The organism is Sorangium sp. So ce302 (genome assembly GCF_051530145.1).
GTDB lineage: Bacteria > Myxococcota_A > Polyangia > Polyangiales > Polyangiaceae > Sorangium > Sorangium cellulosum_B.
In genome coordinates this window covers 1,609,540-1,627,177 of the sequence record NZ_CP150326.1, presented here as the reverse complement: position 1 = coordinate 1,627,177, position 17,638 = coordinate 1,609,540, and the positions used below count along the sequence as shown (strand labels likewise).

The 17,638-nt window shown below is 73.5% G+C and carries 14 protein-coding genes; 8 read left to right on the top strand and 6 right to left on the bottom strand.

Going from position 1 to position 17,638, the window contains the following annotated elements:
- Nucleotides 1-66 precede the first annotated feature (66 nt).
- From WME73_RS06225 to WME73_RS06210, 4 genes are all read left to right on the top strand, one after another.
- Nucleotides 67-873: a hypothetical protein gene (locus WME73_RS06225; protein WP_437915077.1), complete on the top strand. Its 807-nt coding sequence runs from the start codon at nucleotides 67-69 to the stop codon at nucleotides 871-873.
- On the top strand, nucleotides 870-2,228 hold the full coding sequence (locus tag WME73_RS06220; RefSeq protein ID WP_437915076.1) for a hypothetical protein: 1,359 nt from the start codon (nucleotides 870-872) through the stop codon (nucleotides 2,226-2,228). Before WME73_RS06225 ends, WME73_RS06220 begins: the two co-directional genes overlap by 4 nt.
- A gap of 98 nt (nucleotides 2,229-2,326) precedes the next feature.
- Nucleotides 2,327-3,163 (top strand): hypothetical protein, encoded by an 837-nt coding sequence (locus WME73_RS06215; protein ID WP_437915075.1) that lies wholly within the window; start codon nucleotides 2,327-2,329, stop codon nucleotides 3,161-3,163.
- A 132-nt stretch (nucleotides 3,164-3,295) separates the two neighbouring features.
- A complete protein-coding gene (locus WME73_RS06210; protein WP_012233706.1) occupies nucleotides 3,296-3,559 on the top strand; it encodes a NifU family protein in 264 nt (87 codons plus the stop codon).
- A gap of 209 nt (nucleotides 3,560-3,768) precedes the next feature.
- On the opposite strand, the gene WME73_RS06205 is transcribed toward WME73_RS06210, so the two are convergent.
- Nucleotides 3,769-4,623, bottom strand: coding sequence for a hypothetical protein (locus WME73_RS06205; RefSeq protein ID WP_437915074.1), 855 nt, complete (start codon nucleotides 4,621-4,623; stop codon nucleotides 3,769-3,771).
- A gap of 291 nt (nucleotides 4,624-4,914) precedes the next feature.
- Here WME73_RS06205 and WME73_RS06200 point away from each other — a divergent pair, with 291 nt between their 5' ends.
- The 3 genes from WME73_RS06200 to WME73_RS06190 all read left to right on the top strand — a co-directional run bounded on the left by WME73_RS06200 (nucleotide 4,915) and on the right by WME73_RS06190 (nucleotide 8,035).
- Entirely contained in the window at nucleotides 4,915-5,508 is a 594-nt protein-coding gene (locus WME73_RS06200) for a cobalamin ABC transporter substrate-binding protein (protein WP_437915073.1), read from the top strand.
- On the top strand, nucleotides 5,505-6,323 hold the full coding sequence (gene map / locus WME73_RS06195) for a type I methionyl aminopeptidase (protein WP_437744563.1): 819 nt from the start codon (nucleotides 5,505-5,507) through the stop codon (nucleotides 6,321-6,323). Before WME73_RS06200 ends, map begins: the two co-directional genes overlap by 4 nt.
- A gap of 179 nt (nucleotides 6,324-6,502) precedes the next feature.
- Nucleotides 6,503-8,035: an FAD-dependent thymidylate synthase gene (locus tag WME73_RS06190; protein WP_437744562.1), complete on the top strand. Its 1,533-nt coding sequence runs from the start codon at nucleotides 6,503-6,505 to the stop codon at nucleotides 8,033-8,035.
- 160 nt (nucleotides 8,036-8,195) lie between these two features.
- On the opposite strand, the gene recN is transcribed toward WME73_RS06190, so the two are convergent.
- The 3 genes from recN to WME73_RS06175 all read right to left on the bottom strand — a co-directional run bounded on the left by recN (nucleotide 8,196) and on the right by WME73_RS06175 (nucleotide 13,422).
- On the bottom strand, nucleotides 8,196-9,893 hold the full coding sequence (recN, locus tag WME73_RS06185) for a DNA repair protein RecN (RefSeq protein ID WP_437744561.1): 1,698 nt from the start codon (nucleotides 9,891-9,893) through the stop codon (nucleotides 8,196-8,198).
- Between the two features lie 34 nt (nucleotides 9,894-9,927).
- Nucleotides 9,928-12,381: a hypothetical protein gene (locus tag WME73_RS06180; protein WP_437915072.1), complete on the bottom strand. Its 2,454-nt coding sequence runs from the start codon at nucleotides 12,379-12,381 to the stop codon at nucleotides 9,928-9,930.
- Nucleotides 12,382-12,609: 228 nt separating this feature from the next.
- Complete coding sequence (locus WME73_RS06175) at nucleotides 12,610-13,422, bottom strand: hypothetical protein (protein ID WP_437915071.1); 813 nt, start codon at nucleotides 13,420-13,422, stop codon at nucleotides 12,610-12,612.
- 223 nt (nucleotides 13,423-13,645) lie between these two features.
- On the opposite strand from WME73_RS06175, the gene WME73_RS06170 reads away from it, so the two are divergent.
- Complete coding sequence (locus WME73_RS06170; protein WP_437744558.1) at nucleotides 13,646-14,890, top strand: DUF3829 domain-containing protein; 1,245 nt, start codon at nucleotides 13,646-13,648, stop codon at nucleotides 14,888-14,890.
- Nucleotides 14,891-14,981: 91 nt separating this feature from the next.
- On the opposite strand, the gene WME73_RS06165 is transcribed toward WME73_RS06170, so the two are convergent.
- Nucleotides 14,982-16,679 (bottom strand): glycogen synthase, encoded by a 1,698-nt coding sequence (locus tag WME73_RS06165; RefSeq protein ID WP_437917358.1) that lies wholly within the window; start codon nucleotides 16,677-16,679, stop codon nucleotides 14,982-14,984.
- A 33-nt stretch (nucleotides 16,680-16,712) separates the two neighbouring features.
- Nucleotides 16,713-17,603 (bottom strand): helix-turn-helix transcriptional regulator, encoded by an 891-nt coding sequence (locus WME73_RS06160; protein ID WP_437744557.1) that lies wholly within the window; start codon nucleotides 17,601-17,603, stop codon nucleotides 16,713-16,715.
- Nucleotides 17,604-17,638 lie beyond the last annotated feature (35 nt).

Genomic DNA, 17,638 nt, shown 5'->3' with positions numbered 1-17,638 from the left:
GCGCGTCACTGCAGCCCCTGCGCCGCTGCGCTTGCTCGCGGAAGCCCTGTTTGCTACCTGGCGGACGTGCGTTCCCGCCCCATTCCCTGTGACGCGCGGCAGCGCCGGTGGAGCCAGGCGCTGCTCCTCGCCCTCGCGGCCACGCTCGGCAGCGCCGACGCCCTGGCGCACGGCGGAGGAGAGAAGCCGCTCGCCACGGTGCCCGCGCCGCCCCCCGGCGACGGCGCCAAGGCGGCGCAGATCCTCCGCGAGATCGAGGGCCGCGTCGCGCCCCCGCCCGCAGCCGTCGCCGGCGAGAAGGCCGCCGGCGGCGAGGAGACCGCTGTCGGGGCGCCGAGCGCGGCGAGCGGGCCTTCGCCGAGCGCCGCGAAGGTCGTGGCCGAGCCGATGGCGCACGCGAAGCGCGCGCTCCAGCGCGCGCACGGCGCGCGCGCGGCGGGCGACGCGGCGAACGCGCGGCGGCTCGACGCGGTGGCCCTCGAGTGGGCGGAGGCGGCGAGGACGCTGCTGCGCGCCGCCGCGGCGGAGGCGGCGGCCGTGGAGGCCGCGAAGCGCGCGCGCGAGGTCGAGACGAAGCTCGAGCGGGCGCGCGCGCTGCTCGAAGAGACGCAGGCGCGGCGAGGCCGCGCCGCGGCGGAGCTCGAGCGGATCGAGGCCGAGGCGCGCGAGGCGACCAGGACAGCGGCGAACGTCGAAGCGCAGCGGATCGAAGCTGGCAAGAGAGGGGAGAGAGGGGAGAGAGGGGCGGCGCCCAAGGAGGCGACGCCCGCGACGCGGGGGGCCGAGCGGGCGCCCACCTCGGCGCCAGGCGCCGGGCCCAAGGGCGGCGCCGGCAAGGCGACGGCTCCGGTGGGCCAGGAGGGCACGCCTTGAGCGCGCGTCGCCTCGCAGGGATCGCCGTCGCGGGGGTGCTCCTCGGCGCGTGCGCGCCGATCCCGCGGCCAGCGGTGCTCGATGAGCTCGATCACGTCCGCGCGGGGGCGGCCGCCGCCGAGTCGAAGCGGCACGCGCCGGGCGCGTTCGCGCGGGCGGAGAAGCTGCGCGGCGACGCGCTCGCCGCGCTCGAGAGCGAGGATCGATCCGGGGCGCAGATCCTGGGCGAGCAGGCCATCGCGGCGCACGCGCACGCGCACGCGCTCTCGCGGGTAGCTCGGGCCGAGGCGGCCGAGACCGAGGCGAAGGCGCAGCGCTCCGCGGGCGAGGCGTCGCTCGCGGGCCTCGAGGCCGAGCAGTCGCGCGTCGCGGCCGAGGTCGACGCGCTCGACATGCGGACCAAGGTCGCCCGGGACGCGCAGCCCGTGGTCCCGTCGGGCAAGGCCGATGCGGATCGCGAGAAGGCGCGCCTCGCCGCCGCGCGCTCGCTCGCGCTCCAGGCCCGCTTGCTGTGCGGCGCGGCGCGCCTCCTGATCGCACCGGCGCCGCAGGACAGCTCGCAGCCCGCAAGCGCAAGCCCCGCCGGACCCCAGCCCGCAGGCGCTACCCCCGCCGGCGCGCAGCCCGCAGGCGCGAGCCCCGCCGGACCCCAGCCCGCAGGCGCTACCCCCGCCGGCGCGCAGCCCACGGCCGCAAGCCCCGCCGGACCCCAGCCCGGCAGCGCCCAGCCTGGCAGCGCCGAGCTCGCGACGCAGCTCGAGGGGGCGACCGCCGCGATCAAGAAGCTCGACGCGGAGCTCGCCGAGGCGAGCAGCTCCACCCGCGCCCTCCCGGCGCCCATCGACCAGGCTTCCCGCGCCAGGGCGGGCTGCCTCGCCGCGCTGACGGCCGCGCGCCGCGCCGCCACGCCGGTGACCCGCGCGCCTGGCGCTGGTGACGCGCTCCTCGCAGAGCTCTCGGCCGCAGGCACCTGGTCGCCCGTCCGCGACGATCGCGGCATCGTTGTCACGCTTCGCGGGCTGTTCGCCGGCAACGCCCTCACGAAGGCCGGCGAGGCGCGCCTCCGCGACCTCGCGCTGGTCGCCACGGCGCACCCCTCCTTTCCCGTGGCCGTGGTCGTGCACACGGACCGGGAGATCCGCGCCAGGGAAGAGCCCGCGTGGGCGGCGCGGGCCGATGCCGTCGTCCGCGCCCTCGGTCCGGCGCAAGGTGCGACCGCCGCGGGGGCGCCCGCGGGCCCGTCCATCGCGCCGTTCCTCGCGGGATCCGCGTCCCCGGTCGTCGATCCGGGGGGCAGCGAGCGCGCCCGCAACGCCCGGGTCGAGATCATCTTTGTAACCCCGGAAACCCTGTGAGGCGTGATGGTCCCGGCCGCCGGAACTCCGCTCGCCTCGGAGAGTCGTTCTCGATGATGCGCTCTTCCACCTTCGCCCGAAGCGAAAGCAAGCCTGCCGTGCTCGCCTGTGCGCTGGCCGCCGCCCTCGGGAGCGCGTGTCAGGAGGACGGCAAGACCTCCCAGAAGCACGCCGCGGAGCTCTGCGCCAAGCTCGCGCCGGTCGTCGCGGAGGACGTCGGCCAGGTGCGGACGGGCCTCCCCGCGGGCTCGCAGAAGCTCGCTGCGCTGGTGGACACCGACCCGGGCGCGAACCTGCTCGGGCTCCAGAAGGCGATCGCGGGAGCGCGCGCCTCGGTGAAGGACCTCGAGTTCGCGAAGAGCACCTTCTTCTCTTTCGCCGATCCGAGCGGCACGGTGCTGCGCAGCGAGGCCGATCCGGACATGCTCGCCAACAGGTCCGTCCTGGCCTCGTTCCCCGAGCTCAGGAAGGTGCTGGCCCCGGGCAGCGGCGTCGTCGAGGCGTTCGGGGAGATGCAGGAGATGCGCGGGGTCAGGAACGGCCCCGATCTCCAGTGGGTCGCCGTGCACCCGGTCACACGGAGCGGCGGCGAGCTCCAGGGCCTCTTCGTCACGGGCTGGTCGTTCCGCGCCTACGCGTACCGGCTGCAGGAGGCGGCCAAGCGCGACATCGCCGAGATCGCCAAGCGGGACGGGCTGAAGTCGACGCCGCTGCTCTACGTCTTCGCGTGGAAGGGCGCGAAGGCGTACGGCGGACCGGTGACGCCCGACGTCAACACCGAGGCGCTCGAGAAGCTGGACTTGCCGGTGAAGACGGCCTCGGGCCCCTGGAGCGGCACGGTGGAGATCGCCGGCCGCACCTTCGGCGCTGCGGCGCAGCGCGTTCCGGAGCTCGCCGCGGACGCCGGCGTCGCCGCGCTCGTCTCGACGCTCTGAGCGCGCCCTCCGGGGCGGTCCCCCTGGCTACGGCCCGGGTGCTGTCACGGCCGGCGGCGGGCCTGAGATCTCCTTATCGAGCGCTACCGTGCTAGGCTGTGGCGACTGGCTCGCGCTGCCGAGCTCACCCCCATGCCGGCTTCCATCGATCAGCTTCTCAAGGTTTGCCGCGAGGTGATCGCGCCGCTCGTCCGAGCCGACGGCGGTGAGCTCTACATCGTGGCCGTCGAGCCCGATCACCTGACGCTCCACCTGGCCGGCGCGTGCTCGGGCTGCCCCGGGGCCATGCTCACCGCGCGCGCGGTGATCGAGCCAGCGGTGCTCGCCGTCGCGCCGTCCGCGCGGGTCATCGTGACGAACGGCATGCGTGTCCCCGACGGCGCCTCCCTGGCCTGAGGCGGGCACCCGCTGCGGAGACGGGCCCATCTCGACGTTTTCGGTGCTCAGCGCACTGGAGTGCGCTTGCGCGCCGAAAACGCCGATCTGGACCCGTCTCCTGTGCGGGTGACCGCCTCAGGCGGGCTACTGGGACGGAGGGGGAGAGAAGAAAAAAGGGTGCGATGAGCTAACACGAGGGCCGGACGGGGGCGCGGCGGGTCGTGGGGCTACTTCTTTTTGCCGGGCTTGTCGGCGGAGGGAGGCGGGGCGGGAGGGGGCTCTTCCTTGCGGACGGCGGAGGCGACGGCGGGGTCGATGGCGTTCGCGTCGACCGGCTTGTTGGGGCGGAGCGAATCGAGGCTGCCCAGCGTGACCAGGTCCTCGTAGGCGAACGCGATCTCGGAGTCGCTCCGCTCGATCGCACGGAAGTGCGTGGCCGCGTCCTTCCAGTCGACCTCGTTGACGTAGCGGCCCTTGTCCGGAGCAGGCGGCGTCAGGCGACCAGGAACCCCGAACGCCGTCACGAGCTTGACCACGGCGGACGTATAGTCCTTCCCGCGGGCGGCCTTCTCGCCCAGCGGGTGCTCGTCGATGATCTTCCAGAGCTTGTCCTGGATGAAGAAGAAGTACCGCTTCCCGCTCTCGCGGGTCAGCGTCATCATCGATTCCTTGTTGAGGTAGGTGTACTCGCCCTTGAGCGGCGTCGCGTCGATGCCGGTCGGCAACCCGCCGAAGTCGATGCGGCTGCGGCGGAACGCGCTCTTCTCCTCGGCGAGCTCCGCGTCGAGCGCCCTCATCTTCACGCCGGGCGAGATCGCCTTGTAACGCGGCACGTACGCCTCATCGAGCATCTTGTCGATCACCGCCGCCACCTGCTTGGTGGTCATCCCCCAGGCGATGCCCGGCGGCGTCAGCGCGATCGTCTTCTTCGTCGCAGGCGTATCGGCAGGCTTGGCAGGAGCCGCGGCAGGCGCCCCGCTCGTCCCCCGCTTCTGCTGGGCAGCCGCCACGGTCGCACTCGTGATCGCCGCAAGGCCCAGCCCCAGAGCCAGCGCCGCTCCCAGGAGCCTCTTCGCTTTCATGTTCCTCCTCCAGCCGGCGCAGGCCCTGTCCCTGCGCTCTGTGCAATCGCAAAAGCCAGGAAACCCAGCCCGGCAAGCCGGAGAACGCTAGCACCTGCGGTAGGACAGGAGAATAGGTTCTCCGCACCGAGCGGGGTCGACCGCCGTTGGACGATCGCTCGGCCGGATCGATGGAGAGCGAGCGCGAGGCGGATCGCGACGAGGGCAAAACAGCCTCGACAGCGCTTGTGGCCGGTGTGTGCCGGGTCCTGACAGGGACCGGCCGACGTGCTACGAGCTCTGGCCCCAAGGATGATCCCTGCCGCCGGTGCTGCACCTTTACGCCTTGCGCTCGCCGCGCTGGCGACCGTTGGCCCCGCCGGCGGCTGCGTCGCCGACCACGAGCGCCCCGCGGCGTCCGTCGATCCACAGGCCGGCCTGCCCCCATGGGAGGGGGGCGCGCGCGAGGTCTTCGACGACAACATCGAGCCTGCCGCCGTGGGCTTCTCGCTGGACGGCCCCTCGCCCAGATCCGACCTGTTCCTCCGCGAGAGGTCGCAGACGGGAGACGTGGTCGCGCGGGTCCGCGTCAACACGGTGACCGTCGACTCGATCGGCGAACAGAGCACCTACCACCTCGGGATCCAGGTCGGCTACCCTCCGCTGGCCACACCCCGGGCGCCGGACCGGGCGTTCGAGCTCCACATCCGGCCGCAGAGCCGCGCGTTCGGCGTCGCGAAGGCGATCGACGCGCGGCTCCGCGGGCTCACCTTCATCGCCTTCATCCGGCGCTTCGCCGGCGAGGCCGGCGAGCCGGAGATCCACTGGCACCTTTCACCTGATACAGCGGAGGTCGCCGCGGCCGTCAAAGAGGCCGTCGTCCTCGGGGAGCTGTCTGCGCCGTGAGCAACGTGAGCATCAAGACGGTCAAAGAAGTCGACGCCCTCCGCACGGCCTCACAGATGGCTGCGGAGACGCTCCTCGGCGTCGGCGAGATGATCCGCGCCGGCATCACCACCGAGGACATCAACACCTTCGTCCACGAGGACACGATCCGCCGCGGCGGCTACCCCGCGCCGCTCAACTACCACGGGTTCCCGAAGAGCGTCTGCACCTCGATCAACGAGGTGGTCTGCCACGGCATCCCGTGCGATCGCGTCCTCGTTCCGGGCGACATCATCAACGTGGACGTCACCACGATCTACAACGGCTTCTACGGCGACACGTCCGCGACCTTCTACATCGGCAAGCCCTCGGCCGAGGCGAAGCACGTGACCGAGGTGTCCCGGCGCAGCCTGCAGCTCGGCATCGCCCAGGTCCGGGACGGGGCGCGCCTTGGCGACATCGGGGCCGCCATCCAAGAATTCGCCGAGGGCGAGGGCTGCTCGGTGGTGCGGGCCTTCGTCGGGCACGGCATCGGGCGGCGCTTCCACGAGGCGCCGCAGGTCTCGCACGTCGGCAAGTACGGCAGCGGCGCCCGCCTCCGCGCCGGCATGTGCTTCACGATCGAGCCGATGATCAACCTCGGCACCTACGAGGTCGAGATCCAGGAAGACAAGTGGACCGCGCTGACGGCCGATCGCTCGCTGTCGGCGCAGTTCGAGCACACCATCGTCGTGACGAGGAACGGCTGCGAGGTGCTGACCCGTCGCAGCCGGCCGCTCGCGAACAGCGAGATCTTCCCCGATCCGTTCGCCGTCTCCGCGGCGCGAGCGCTCTGACGCAGAGCGCGCTCGACGGCGCGCACAACGCCGAACGCGCGCCGCGCCCGGACCGCGCGCGCCGGCCAGCCCCGGCCACGAGGGCCTGCGCGGCGGTGCGTCGACGTGGCCCGGATCTGTCGATCGGAAACCCAGTTTTGTCGACCGTCCGGCCTGCGATTGGGAGTAGAAGCAGGTGCATGGCCTTGGACGAAGCGTCGCGTGCCCGAATCGCGCCGTATGTGTCGAGCCCGACGGCCGACGTCTTCTCGCTGTCGGGTCTGCCGGAAGAAGTCATCGCCGTCCTGTTCGCGTACTACTCGCGCAGCCGGGACGATCTGCGCACCAACCTGGCGCGCCTGCTCGGCGACGAGGAGCTCGACGTCGCCCCGGAGGCCGACGGCCGGCCGCGCCGGGGCCTCGCGTTCGCGTCGGACAAGGCGCGGAGCTTCCACGAGAAATGGGTCGTGGGCTACGGCCACGCGTCGGTCGCCGAGCACGCCGTGGTGCACCTCGCGATCGAGAACGTCAGCATCGTCGCCTCCAAGGTGATCGAGGACCTGCGGCTCGGCTCGTACACGGAGAAGAGCACGCGCTACGTGGTCTTCGATCAGCACTCGTTCATCGACCTGCCGGAGCTCGACGCCGAGCACGCCGCGAAATACAAGGCCTCGAGCGAGCGGCTCTTCGCGACCTACCTCGACCTCGTCCCCAGGGTGACCGAGCGGCTCGGCGCGCGCTCGCCGAAGCCCGAGAAGATGTCGGACGCCGCCTACAAGGGGGCGCTGCGCGCGCAGGCGTGCGATCTCCTGCGCGGCCTCCTGCCGGCGGGGACGCGGACGAACATCGGCCTCACCGCGAACGCGAGGGCGCTCGAGGTCCTGCTCACGAAGATGCTGTCGCACCCGCTCGAGGAGGTGCGCAGGGTCGCCCGCGACATGCACACGGCGGCGCTCGCCGTGACCCCGACGCTCGTGAAGTACGCCGCGCCGAACGAGCTCCGGCAGACGCTGCAGGCCAGCGTCGCCGCGGCGATGAAGCGGGTCTACACGCCGCCGGACGAGGGCGTGAGCGCGACGATGGTGATCAACCAGCCTGTCCGGCTGGTGCGCTACGACAAGGACGCGCTGGAGCGCGTCGCGCTCGCGCTCGCGTACGACGGGAGCGATCCGGGCGTGCACGCCTACAACCTGGGCGACGCGCTCCACCGCGCGACGCTGCCGGAGCTCATCGGGATCGCGAAGGCCGCGTGCGAGAAGCGCGGCCCGTACGACGCGCCGCCGCGCGCGTTCGAGGCGTCGACGATGACCTTCGAGCTGATGCTCGACTACGGCGCGTACCGCGACCTGCAGCGCCACAGGATGCTGACGCCGGCGACGCAGCGGCTCACCTGCCGGCTCGGCTTCGAGACGCCGCAGGCCCTCTCGGATCTCGGCCACGCCGAGGCCTACCAGGACGCGATGCTCGCCGCGCGCGACGCGTGGAACGCGATGGAGGAGCGCTACCCCCTCGAGTCGCAGTACGCGGTGCCGCTCGGCTTCCGCGTGAGGACCCTCTGGACGCTGAACCTGCGCGAGCTCTTCCACGTCATCGAGCTCCGCTCGGCGAAGCAGGGGCACACGAGCTACCGGCGCATGGCCCAGGGGCTCTACCGCACCGCGATCACGGTGCACCCCTGGCTCAAGGACCTGATCCGCGTCGATCTGAACGACTACGCGCTCGCGCGGAGCTGATCCGCCCCACGCACCCCGCCTCGGGTACGCCGTCGCAGAGCGGCGGTCACCCGCACAGGAGACGGGTCCAGATCGGCGTTTTCGGCGCGCAAGCGCACTCCAGTGCGCTGAGCACCGAAAACGTCGAGATGGGCCCGTATCCGAAGCGGGTGACCGCCGCTCAAAGGCGCGCTGCTTCGATGAGCTCCGTCGCGGCCCTGAGCGACGCGCCGGTGACCTTCGCCCCCGACAGCATCCGCGCCACCTCGGCGATGCGGTCCTTCTTGTCGACGCGCGTGACCGAGCTCTTGGCGATGCCGCCCGCGTTCTCCTTGGCGACGACGAAGTGAGCGCCGGCGAACGCCGCGATGGGCGCGAGGTGGGTGATGCAGAGCACCTGGTGGTGGCGCGCCACGTCGCCGATCGCGCGCCCGATCTTGTCGGCGACGGCGCCGCCGACGCCGCTGTCGACCTCGTCGAAGACGTAGAGCCCGGCGGGCCCGCACTCCGCGAGCACCCGCTTCAGGGCGAGCAGGGCGCGCGAGAGCTCGCCGCCCGAGGCGATGCGGCGCAGGGGGCGAGGCTCGATCCCCTTGTTGGGCGAGATGAGGAACTCGACGCGGTCGATCCCGTCCTGGCCGAGGCGGGCGCCGTCGACGACCAGCTCGGCGCGGTCGCCGCCGTGCGGCTCGATGTCCACGACGACCCGCGCCCCGCCCATGCCGAGATCGGCGAGCTCCGAGGAGATCGCGGCGCCGAGCTTCTCGCCGGCCTTCCGCCGCTTCGCCGAGAGCTTGCGGGCGCGCTCGGCGGCGACGGCGAGCAAGACGTCGCGCCGCCGCTCGAGCTCCGCGACGTGGCTCTCGACCCCCGAGAGGCGCTCCAGCTCGGCCGCGAGGCGCGCCCGCGCGGCGAGCACGTCGTCGAGCGTGGGGCCGTGCTGCCGCAGCAGGCCCTCGAGGCGGTACATGCGATCCTCGATCTCGGAGAGGCGATCCGGGTCGGCCTCCGCGCGCTCGGCGTAACGGGCGATCTGGCGGGCCGCCTCGCTGAGCTCCGTCCAGCAGCCGTCGACCGCGCGGGCGACATCGTCGAGCGCTGGATCGATCTCCGCCGCCGCCCGGAGCTCCGAGGCGAGGCGCGCGAGCTCGTCGCACATCGCGTCGTCCCCTTGATCGAGGCGGGACGCGGCGCGCCGCGTGATGTCGTGCAGGCGGCCCGCGTGGCGGAGCCGGTTGCGCTCGGCCGCGAGATCGGCGAGCTCGCCGGGGCGCGGCGACAGCGCGTCGATGGCTTGGAGCTGGAAGGAGAGGAACGCCTCGCGCTCGCCGCGGCCGCGCTCGAGCTCGCGGGCGGCCCTGAGCTCGGCGGTGAGCGCCTCGAGCGCGCTGACGTCCGCCGCGAGCTCGCTGCGCGCAGGCACGAGGCGGCCGAAGCGATCGAGGTAGCCGAGGTGCGTCGACGGATCGGTCAGCGCGACGCTCTCGTGCTGCGAGGCGACGTCGGCGAGCTCCGGGGCGAGCGCCTGGAGCTCGCCCGCGGTGCAGAGACGGCCGTTCAGATAGGCGCGCGAGCGGCCGGTCGCCTGGACCACGCGGCGGACCACGAGCTCGCCCTCGCTCGCGATGCCGGCGGCGTCGAGCATCGCCATCGCGCGATCGGAGCCGCGCACGTCGAAGAGCGCCTCGATCTCGGCCTCGTCCGCGCCGGGGCGGACCTGCTCGGCGCTCGCGCGGCCGCCGAGGACCAGCGAGAGCGCGCCCACGACGATGGACTTGCCCGCGCCCGTCTCGCCGGTGAGCACGTTGAACCCGGGCTCGAGCCGGAGCTCGAGGGCGTCCATCAGGATGAAGTTCTTGACCCGAAGCGCGACCAGCACAGCGGCGGGAGGATAGAAAGCTTTCGACCCGTCGTCAGCGGATCTTCACTTGCTTCATGACGGTGACCGGAATTCCTTCGAAAGGCGGCACCGCGACGTCGCGGAATGCAGCGGCGATGCACCCGGCGGTGGCGGTCCCGACCAGGTCGCCCCCCTCCACGCGCGCCGACATGGCCTTCCCCGTGGGCGCGAAGGTGACGGCCACGCGGGCCGTGCCGGTGAGGCCCTCGCCGGTGCACCCGGCGGCGGCCGCCGCCGCGGACGCGAGGACGCTGGACGCCGCGCTCTGATCGAAGCGCGCTGGCTCGTCCTTCGCCGGAAGGAGCGGCGCCGGCGGCGGCTGCTTGCCCGCCGGCTTGGCGCGCTCGGGCTCGCTCGGCGCCGCGGCCCGGGCAGGGCGCTCGGGTACATCAGGCTTCTCGCTGGCCTGCGGCGCGGTGGTCGCCGCCGGCGCAGCGGTCGCCGCTGGCGCAGCGGTCGCCGCTGGCGCGGGGTTCACCGCCGGCGCGGCGGTCGCTGCTGGCGCGGCGCTCGCCGCCGGCGCGGCGGTCGGCTCGGGTACCGCCCCGGGAGCAGCCCCTGCCTGCACGGGCTGCGGCGGTGCAGCTGGCTCGCCGGCAGGGCCGGCGGAGGCGGCCAGCGCCTGCTCCGCAGGGCCGGGAGCGGCGGACGGCGACTCCGCGACCGGCTCGTCGTCCAGGGACGGCTCCCGGTCGGCGATCTGGCCAGCGGGAGCCGCCGCGGCGGACGACGGAGGCGGCACCTCGGGCGGCGCCGCAACGAGCGCGCCGCTGCCCGCGGGCGCGCCCTGGGTCGCCACGGCGCTGGACGAGCGGCCGTGAGCCTGCGCGAGGTAGAGCGCAGCGCCGAACACGATGAAGACGACGGTCACCCAGCCGGCGAGCGCCATGTTCTGGCGCGATGCCGGCGTCGAGAAGGAGCGCAGCTTCTCGGACACGAGGGAGCCGGCCGTGATCGAGGTGCGCACCGGCGTCTCTTCCCCGGAGGACGTGTGTCCCTCGACGGCCAGGAGCTCGGGCTCGACGGGCTGCGAGGGGAACGAGGAGTCCGAGCTCCGCCCAGCGGCGGCGTCATCGAACAGCCCGCTGTTGATGCTCAGGATCTCGTGATCGGCCCGGTCCTCGTTGCGGCGCGCCTCGCCCTCCTCGCCGGGCGGCGGCGCCATGCTGCGCAGGTCGATCAGGCCCGAGGTCTCCTTGCGCTCGGCGCGCCCGCGAGGCTCGTTCTGGCTGGGCCAGTCGCCCGCCGCGTGGGCGGTCGACCGCGGGGAGAGGTTCGTGAGCGCGATCGGCTCGTGCGACGGCCGCTCGTCGCTCCCCTGATCCCGCGGCCCTCCCGCGGCGCCCTGCGCCTCGGCCGCCTTGGACCTGGCGCGATCTCGCCGCTGCTCCTCGGCGGCGCGCGGCGGGCCCGCGGCCGGCGACGGGGCGAGCGAACCCAGCAAGGCGAGGTCCGCCGGAGAGGCGTCGGCGGGCTGCGCGGCGCTCGGACCGGACCGGGCGCGCCGCGCGGACGGCATGGGCTGAGGGGCGAGCGCCGCCATCGCCTGCACGTCCTGGAGCCGGAGCTCGGGCGACGAGCGGTGCGACGACGGCCGGCCCTCGTCGATGGACAGCGGCGCCGACGGTATCTCGGAGAGCGGCGCCGGCGGCATCTCCGACGGCGGCGCGATAGGCCGCGCGGAGCCGCCGGCGCGCGGGACAGCAGCGGTCCGCGGCCGCGCCACCGGCGACGTTGTGCGCTGCTCGCGCCGCGCCGGCGGTCGCGCCGGGACCGGCGTGCGCGGGGTCGCGCGGGGCACGGCAGCGGGTTCGGGCGCGGGCGCGGGCTGGCTCGCGCGCTCCTCCTCGAGGGCGTGCGAGCCGAACGAGAGCGAGGGCGGCTCGACGCCCGGGGAGAGCATCTGCGCGAGGTCCTGGATCGAGACGGGATCCGAGTCGGCGGGAGGGAGCGCGGACGGGCTCCTGCCGGTCGGCGCCGCGCCGCCGCGGGGCGTGTCGTCCCAGGAGAGGCCGGCGAACGTGCGATGCCGCGCCGGGACCTCACGCCGCCCCAGCCCGCCGTCCGGCGTCACGACGGCGTGCTCGAGCGAGGCCTCGGCCGCCGCGTAGAACGCATCCAGCGCCCTCGGGCTGGACTCAGGCGCGACGTCCAGCTCCTGCTGCGCGATCCGCTCCGCGAGCGTGAGCCCTCGCCTGCGCCCGGCCGCCTCCGGCGCCGCGCGCCGCTCCGTCTCGCCCGCGGGCTCCAGCCGGTGCTGGATGCCAGCGCCCGGGAGCGTCGTCTCGGCGTCCAGCACATCGCTCGAGAGCCCGGCCCCCCTCTCCGAGCGGCGCCCGGAGGACGGCTTCGCGCGCTCCGGCTCGCTCGACGGCTCTCGCCGGTCGCGTCCGCTCGCGGAGCTCGGAACGCCCGAGGGGGAAGACCGTGGCTCACCCCTCTCGGACGCGGACTGCTTGCTCTTCATGCGACACGTCTTGCAGACAAACGGCAAGGATGGACGCATCTCGCGTCCTACACCGATCTCCACGTAGGTCCTGCAGAGAGAGCAGGCGAGTTGCACCTTGAGAAGAGAATCGCGCAGCTCGCCAGCACGCGCAATCTTCTTCACAGGTGACCAGGGCGGTCGTCCTCGGGCTCGCCCGCTCCGCCCGGCTCCGGGCCGCGGGATTCCGCCGGATCCCGCTGGATTCGTCTAGGCGGAGGGCTCACCGGCGGGCGCCGGCAGGGGCGCGGGCGGGCGCACCCAGCGTTGCTCCAACCAGTCCAGCGACACCGGCGCGCTCCGCAGCGCCGTGTCGACGGCGCGCGCGACCGGATCGGGGGCGGGGGCTGACCCGGAAGCGCGGGTCGACAGGATCCAGTTCGACAGCTCGTAGTGGTGGAGGAGCGGCGCGAACCGGTGGGCGTCGAAGCCGGCGAGGATCTCCGCGGCGCGGCTCAGGCGATCGCAGCGCACGAGCGCCGTCGTGACGTCGAAGAGCAGGGCGCGGAGGTCCTCGAAGGCGCGCTCCGGGTTCCCGGCCACGCTCTCCAGGAGCGCCTCGAACCCGGCGTCGGAGAGGCCGGCCGCCTCGGCCGCCTCGGCCATCGCGGGCACCTGCGTGGCCAGGAAGTCGGAGCCGGGGGCGTGCCCAAGGAGGCGCCCGACGAGGTACAGATCGAACGCGCTGGCGATGGCCTCGGCGAGCAGGAGCGACTCAGCGCTGGGCGGAGCGCCGGCGCCCGCGGCCGTGAGCGCGCGGTGGGCGAGGTGGTGCCACGCGACGTGCGCGACGACGTCGGCGGCGAGGTGGTCGCCGGCGATCAGGTCGCCTTGCTCGCTCTGGCTCCAGAACGTCAGGTTCAAGAAGACGACGCGATCCCAGCTCGCCTCGCCCTCGGGCACGCGAAAGCGGTACCCGTCGCGCCGGAGTGCCTGCTTCAGATCGTCGTAGAGCGCGACGTGCCGGAAGGAGCGCTCGTCGTCGATGGTCAGCTCGTCCAGGGTCAAGGTTCGCAGCTTCACGCGGCGGACATTAGACCCGGAACGTTTCGTCAGCCACAGCGGAGGCCGGGGGAGGATAGCCCCGGCGGAGGCCTGGAAGAACCGAGCGGCGTCGCGTGTTTTGGGCCGCGGGCGGGGTTTTCCCGACCAGGGCCGCAAGTTCTCGCCCCTGGCCGGGTGTTGCAAGCGCCGCCGGCTTAGGCATGATGCGCCCGTTCCTGCGCCAGCCGAGGAGGCACACCGAATGATTTCCGTCAGGTCTCTCTGTTCTATCGCGCTCGTGCTCGTCGCCAGCGGTGCCGCCGGCTGCAAGGAGGACCCGCCCCCTCCCCAGCCGGAGCCGGCAAGCTCCGCGGCGGCGAACACGAACAAGGGAAAGGCGAGCCTGCGGACGCCCGTGTCGCCGATGGCGAAGGTCGACCCGCAGTCGATGAAGGAGTACCGCGTCGACGTCTGCTACTTCGGGACGCTCTCGCTGAAGCAGGCCCGCGACGCGTACCTCGCGAGCCTCGGCAAGGATGAGCCCAGCGAGAAGAAGATCCCGAGCTTCGGCAACGACGATCAGGCGAAGGCCGGAGACGCCGCGAAGGGCGCGCTCCCCGCGAAGCCGCCCGCGCCCGGCGCCGCCGCCGCGCCGAAGACGACCGGCCTGCCCGGCGCCGCCGCCGCGCCGGGCGGCACCAGCGCCCCCGCCGCCAAGGGCGCGCCGACCCCGCCTGGCAAGCCGGACGAGCGCCGGCCGATCAACTTCAGCGCGCGCGCGCCGCACGAGCGCAACGCGCGCGCCTGCACCGTCGCCCTCAGCCTCAAGGAGCCGGCCATGGCGGACGTCGACGCCGCGCTCGCCGAGTACGCGCCGTTCGCGACCGAGCTGGCGAAGAACATCGCCGCGGCGGCCAACTACTACCAGCGCGAGGAGTACAAGAAGGACAGCTTCGCGAAGGGCAAGGAGCTCCACGCGAAGCTCCTCGCCGACTTCCAGAAGCTCGACGCGCACTCCGACAAGCTCGGCCTCGCGGTGTCCGCGTGGCACGCGTCGCACCTGCCCGACCTCGCGAAGGCGGACGAGGGTCAGAAGGAGGCGATCACGGCCCTCGAGGACGCGCGGGCGCTCATGCTGATCCTCGCCAGCAAGAACGTCGATCCGGCGGCGGAGAAGACCGCGCTCCAGAAGCTGGAGACGTCCGCGGCCGCGCTCAAGGTGTACGGCTCGACCCACCAGACCGACCCGTGGGCCAAGATCATGGAGCCCGCGCTCGCCGGCTTCATCCGCGACGTGAAGGCGGCCGAGCCCAAGCTGACGGACAAGGGGATCACCTCCCCTGCCCTGTTCCTGCCGGTCGTCACGAGCTTCGTGTCGGTGATCGAGGGGAAGCACCGCGCGCTCTCCCGCTCGCTCATGGCGAAGAGCCAGGCGGCGACGCGCGAGGCCGCCGGGACCGCGCAGCCGGCCGCGCCGGCCGCGCCGGCCGCCCCCGAGAAGGAGTGACCCGCCCGAGCGCGCTCCCCGCGAGGGAGGCGCGCCCGCCCACGCGAGGGAGGCACGCGCCGATCGCGCCGCGCCTCCGCCGGGGGCGCGGTCAGAACGGGCGGCCGGTGCGGCGGGCGATCGCGAGGCGGTAGAGGGCCTCGTACTGCCGCGCGGCTTGCGCCCAGCCGAAGTTCTTCTTCATCGCCCGCAGCTGCATCGACCGGAAGTAGGCCGGGTCGGCGCGGTAGAGGTGCACCGCCCACGCGACGGTGTTCCCGAGCGCGCTCGACGACATCTCCTCGAACTTGAAGCCCGTGACGTTGTTCTCGACCGTGTCGTCGAGGCCGCCGACGGCGCGCACGACCGGCAGCGTCCCGTAGCGCTGGCTGTACATCTGGTTCAGCCCGCAGGGCTCGTAGCGCGACGGCATCAGGAAGAGATCGGCGCCCGCCTCGATGCGGTGGGCGAGCCCCTCGTTCATGCCGACGTAGACGCGGAAGCGGTCGCTCGCGCCGGAGATCCGCGAGAAGAGGTCCTCGGCCCAGCGCTCGCCGGAGCCCAGGACGATGAGCTGGACGTCGAGCGAGAGGATGTGGTCGAGCGCGCCCGCGAGGATGTCGATCCCCTTCTGGGTCGCCAGGCGGCTGATGAGCCCGAGGAGCGGGACGTCGGGGCGCTCCTCGAGCCCCATCTCTCGCTGGAGCGCCGCCTTGCAGAGGCGCTTGCCGCCGAGATCCTCGGCGGAGAACGGCGCCGCGATGTGGGGATCGGTCGCGGGGTTCCAGATGGAATCGTCGATGCCGTTGAGGATCCCGATCACGTCGGTGCCGCGATCCCGCAGAACGCCGTCGAGCCCCTCGCCGCCCTCCCACGTCTGGATCTCCTGCGCGTACCTGGGGGAGACCGTGGAGACGAGCGTGGCGTTGTAGATGCCGCCCTTGAGCAGGTTGATGCTGTCGTACGCCTCCAGGCAGAACCTGTGGAACTGATCCCACCCGAGCCCGGTCGTGGGGAGCTGTCCCTTGTTGAACCAGCCCTGGTAGCCGAGGTTGTGGATCGTCAGCACGGACGCGGCGCGGGCGAGCGGCGACCGGTGCTCGAGAACGTTGAGGTAGAGCGGGACGAGCGCCGACTGCCAGTCGTGGACGTGGACGATGTCCGGCCAGAACTCGAGCGCGTGGCAGAGCTGCAGCGCGCCGCGAGACAGGAGCGCGTAGCGGGCGAGGTTGTCGCCGAACTCGCCGTGCGCGTCGCCGTAGATGCCGTCGCGATCGTAGAGGACGTCGTGCTCGAGCAGGTACACGCGGGGCGCAGGTGTGCCGGGCGCCCCGGGATCGAGGCGCGTCTCCCAGACGGCGGTCCACGCCTCGCCGCCGCCAAGGGGCACGCCGAGCGAGATCGGCAGCCGGTGCGGCACGAAGCGCTCCGCCGGAGGCTCGCCGTCTCCGCCTTGGGTCGCGTCTGCCGCCGGGGCGGCGTCGGCCGCCGGGGCCGCGCCAGTCGCCGGGGCCGCGCCAGCCGCCGGGGCCGCGTCGGCCGCTGAGGCGGCGAGCCCGTTGCCCGCGGCCGCGGCGGCGGCGACGGCCGGCGCGGCGACGGCCTCGCTGCCCGCGGGCCGCTGCTCGGCGAGCGCGATCTGGCGGGCAAGGTAACGCTTGGCGGCACGGTACGCCGGCATCACGACGCGCACGTCGTGACCGGCCGCGGCGAGCGCGATCGGCAGCGCGCCCGCCACGTCGGCTAGACCACCCGTCTTGCTGAAGGGGACGCACTCGGACACCACGAAGAGAATTTTGAGGCGCGGCATGGACATGGGGAGGAGGGGGAGCGCGCCCCCGACTCAAGGCGAGCGCGTCGCGTTCCTTCTACCAGCTTCACGCGCGATCTTGACCACGCGATCGACAGAGCGCGCGAGACCGAGCGCCGACGTGTCCACCGCGAAGTCGGCCTGCTCATAGAGCGCGCGCCGCGCCTGGAAGAGCGCCCTGAGCTCCTTCATGGCGTCGGCCCGGTTGGCCATGGGGCGCGCGTCCCCCTGCTCGACCACGCGGCGCCAGTGGTCCTCGGGCGTCGCCCGCAGCCACACCGTCACCGCGCAGCGCCTCAGTCGCTCGAAGGTCGCCGGATCGGTCACCAGGCCGCCCCCCGTGGCCACGATCCCGTGGGCGCGCGCGCCCTCGAGCCGCGCGAGCTCCTCGCGCTCCAGCCGCCGGTAGTAGGCGTTCCCATGGATCTCGAACAGGGCGGCGAGGCTCATCCCCGCGCGCGCGGCCACGAGGGCGTCGAGCTCGAGGAAGGGCACGCCGAGCCGCGCCGCGGCGCGGCCGCCGATCGTGGTCTTGCCGGCCCCGCGCAGGCCGAGCAGCGCGACGAGGGGCTCGCCCGCCCCTTCCCCGTCCTCGCCGGCCGACCGGCCGCGCGGCGGCGCCTCCTCGCCGAGCTCGCCCGCCGAGAGCAGCGCGGCGGCCGAGGTGCCCAGCGCGCGGCCGATGTCCTCGAGCCGCACCACGGAGACGTTCGCCCGCCCGCTCTCGATCAGCACCAGGAAGCGCTCGCTCACGCCGGCGAGCTCGGCGAGCTCGCGCAAGGTGAGCGCGAGCTCCGTCCGCCGCTGCCGGAGCCGACCGCCGAGGTACGCGAGGATCGGCGGCGCGCCGTCCGCGACGCCCCCCGCGCCGGCCTCCGGCCCCTGGCCTGCCCGCGCCCTGCGCGATGTCTGACGGGACGCCATCTCGTCGATGCACTATATTTCATGAAAGCCTGTCC

Bases quoted from the DNA above. Each gene is read 5' to 3' on its own strand.
- WME73_RS06210 (WP_012233706.1), top strand. From the start codon at position 3,296: ATGCCGGCTTCCATCGATCAGCTTCTCAAGGTTTGCCGCGAGGTGATC.
- WME73_RS06205 (WP_437915074.1), bottom strand. From the start codon at position 4,623: ATGAAAGCGAAGAGGCTCCTGGGAGCGGCGCTGGCTCTGGGGCTGGGC.
- WME73_RS06200 (WP_437915073.1), top strand. From the start codon at position 4,915: ATGATCCCTGCCGCCGGTGCTGCACCTTTACGCCTTGCGCTCGCCGCG.
- WME73_RS06190 (WP_437744562.1), top strand. From the start codon at position 6,503: ATGGCCTTGGACGAAGCGTCGCGTGCCCGAATCGCGCCGTATGTGTCG.
- WME73_RS06180 (WP_437915072.1), bottom strand. From the start codon at position 12,381: ATGAAGAGCAAGCAGTCCGCGTCCGAGAGGGGTGAGCCACGGTCTTCC.
- WME73_RS06170 (WP_437744558.1), top strand. From the start codon at position 13,646: ATGATTTCCGTCAGGTCTCTCTGTTCTATCGCGCTCGTGCTCGTCGCC.
- WME73_RS06165 (WP_437917358.1), bottom strand. From the start codon at position 16,679: ATGCCGCGCCTCAAAATTCTCTTCGTGGTGTCCGAGTGCGTCCCCTTC.
- WME73_RS06160 (WP_437744557.1), bottom strand. From the start codon at position 17,603: ATGGCGTCCCGTCAGACATCGCGCAGGGCGCGGGCAGGCCAGGGGCCG.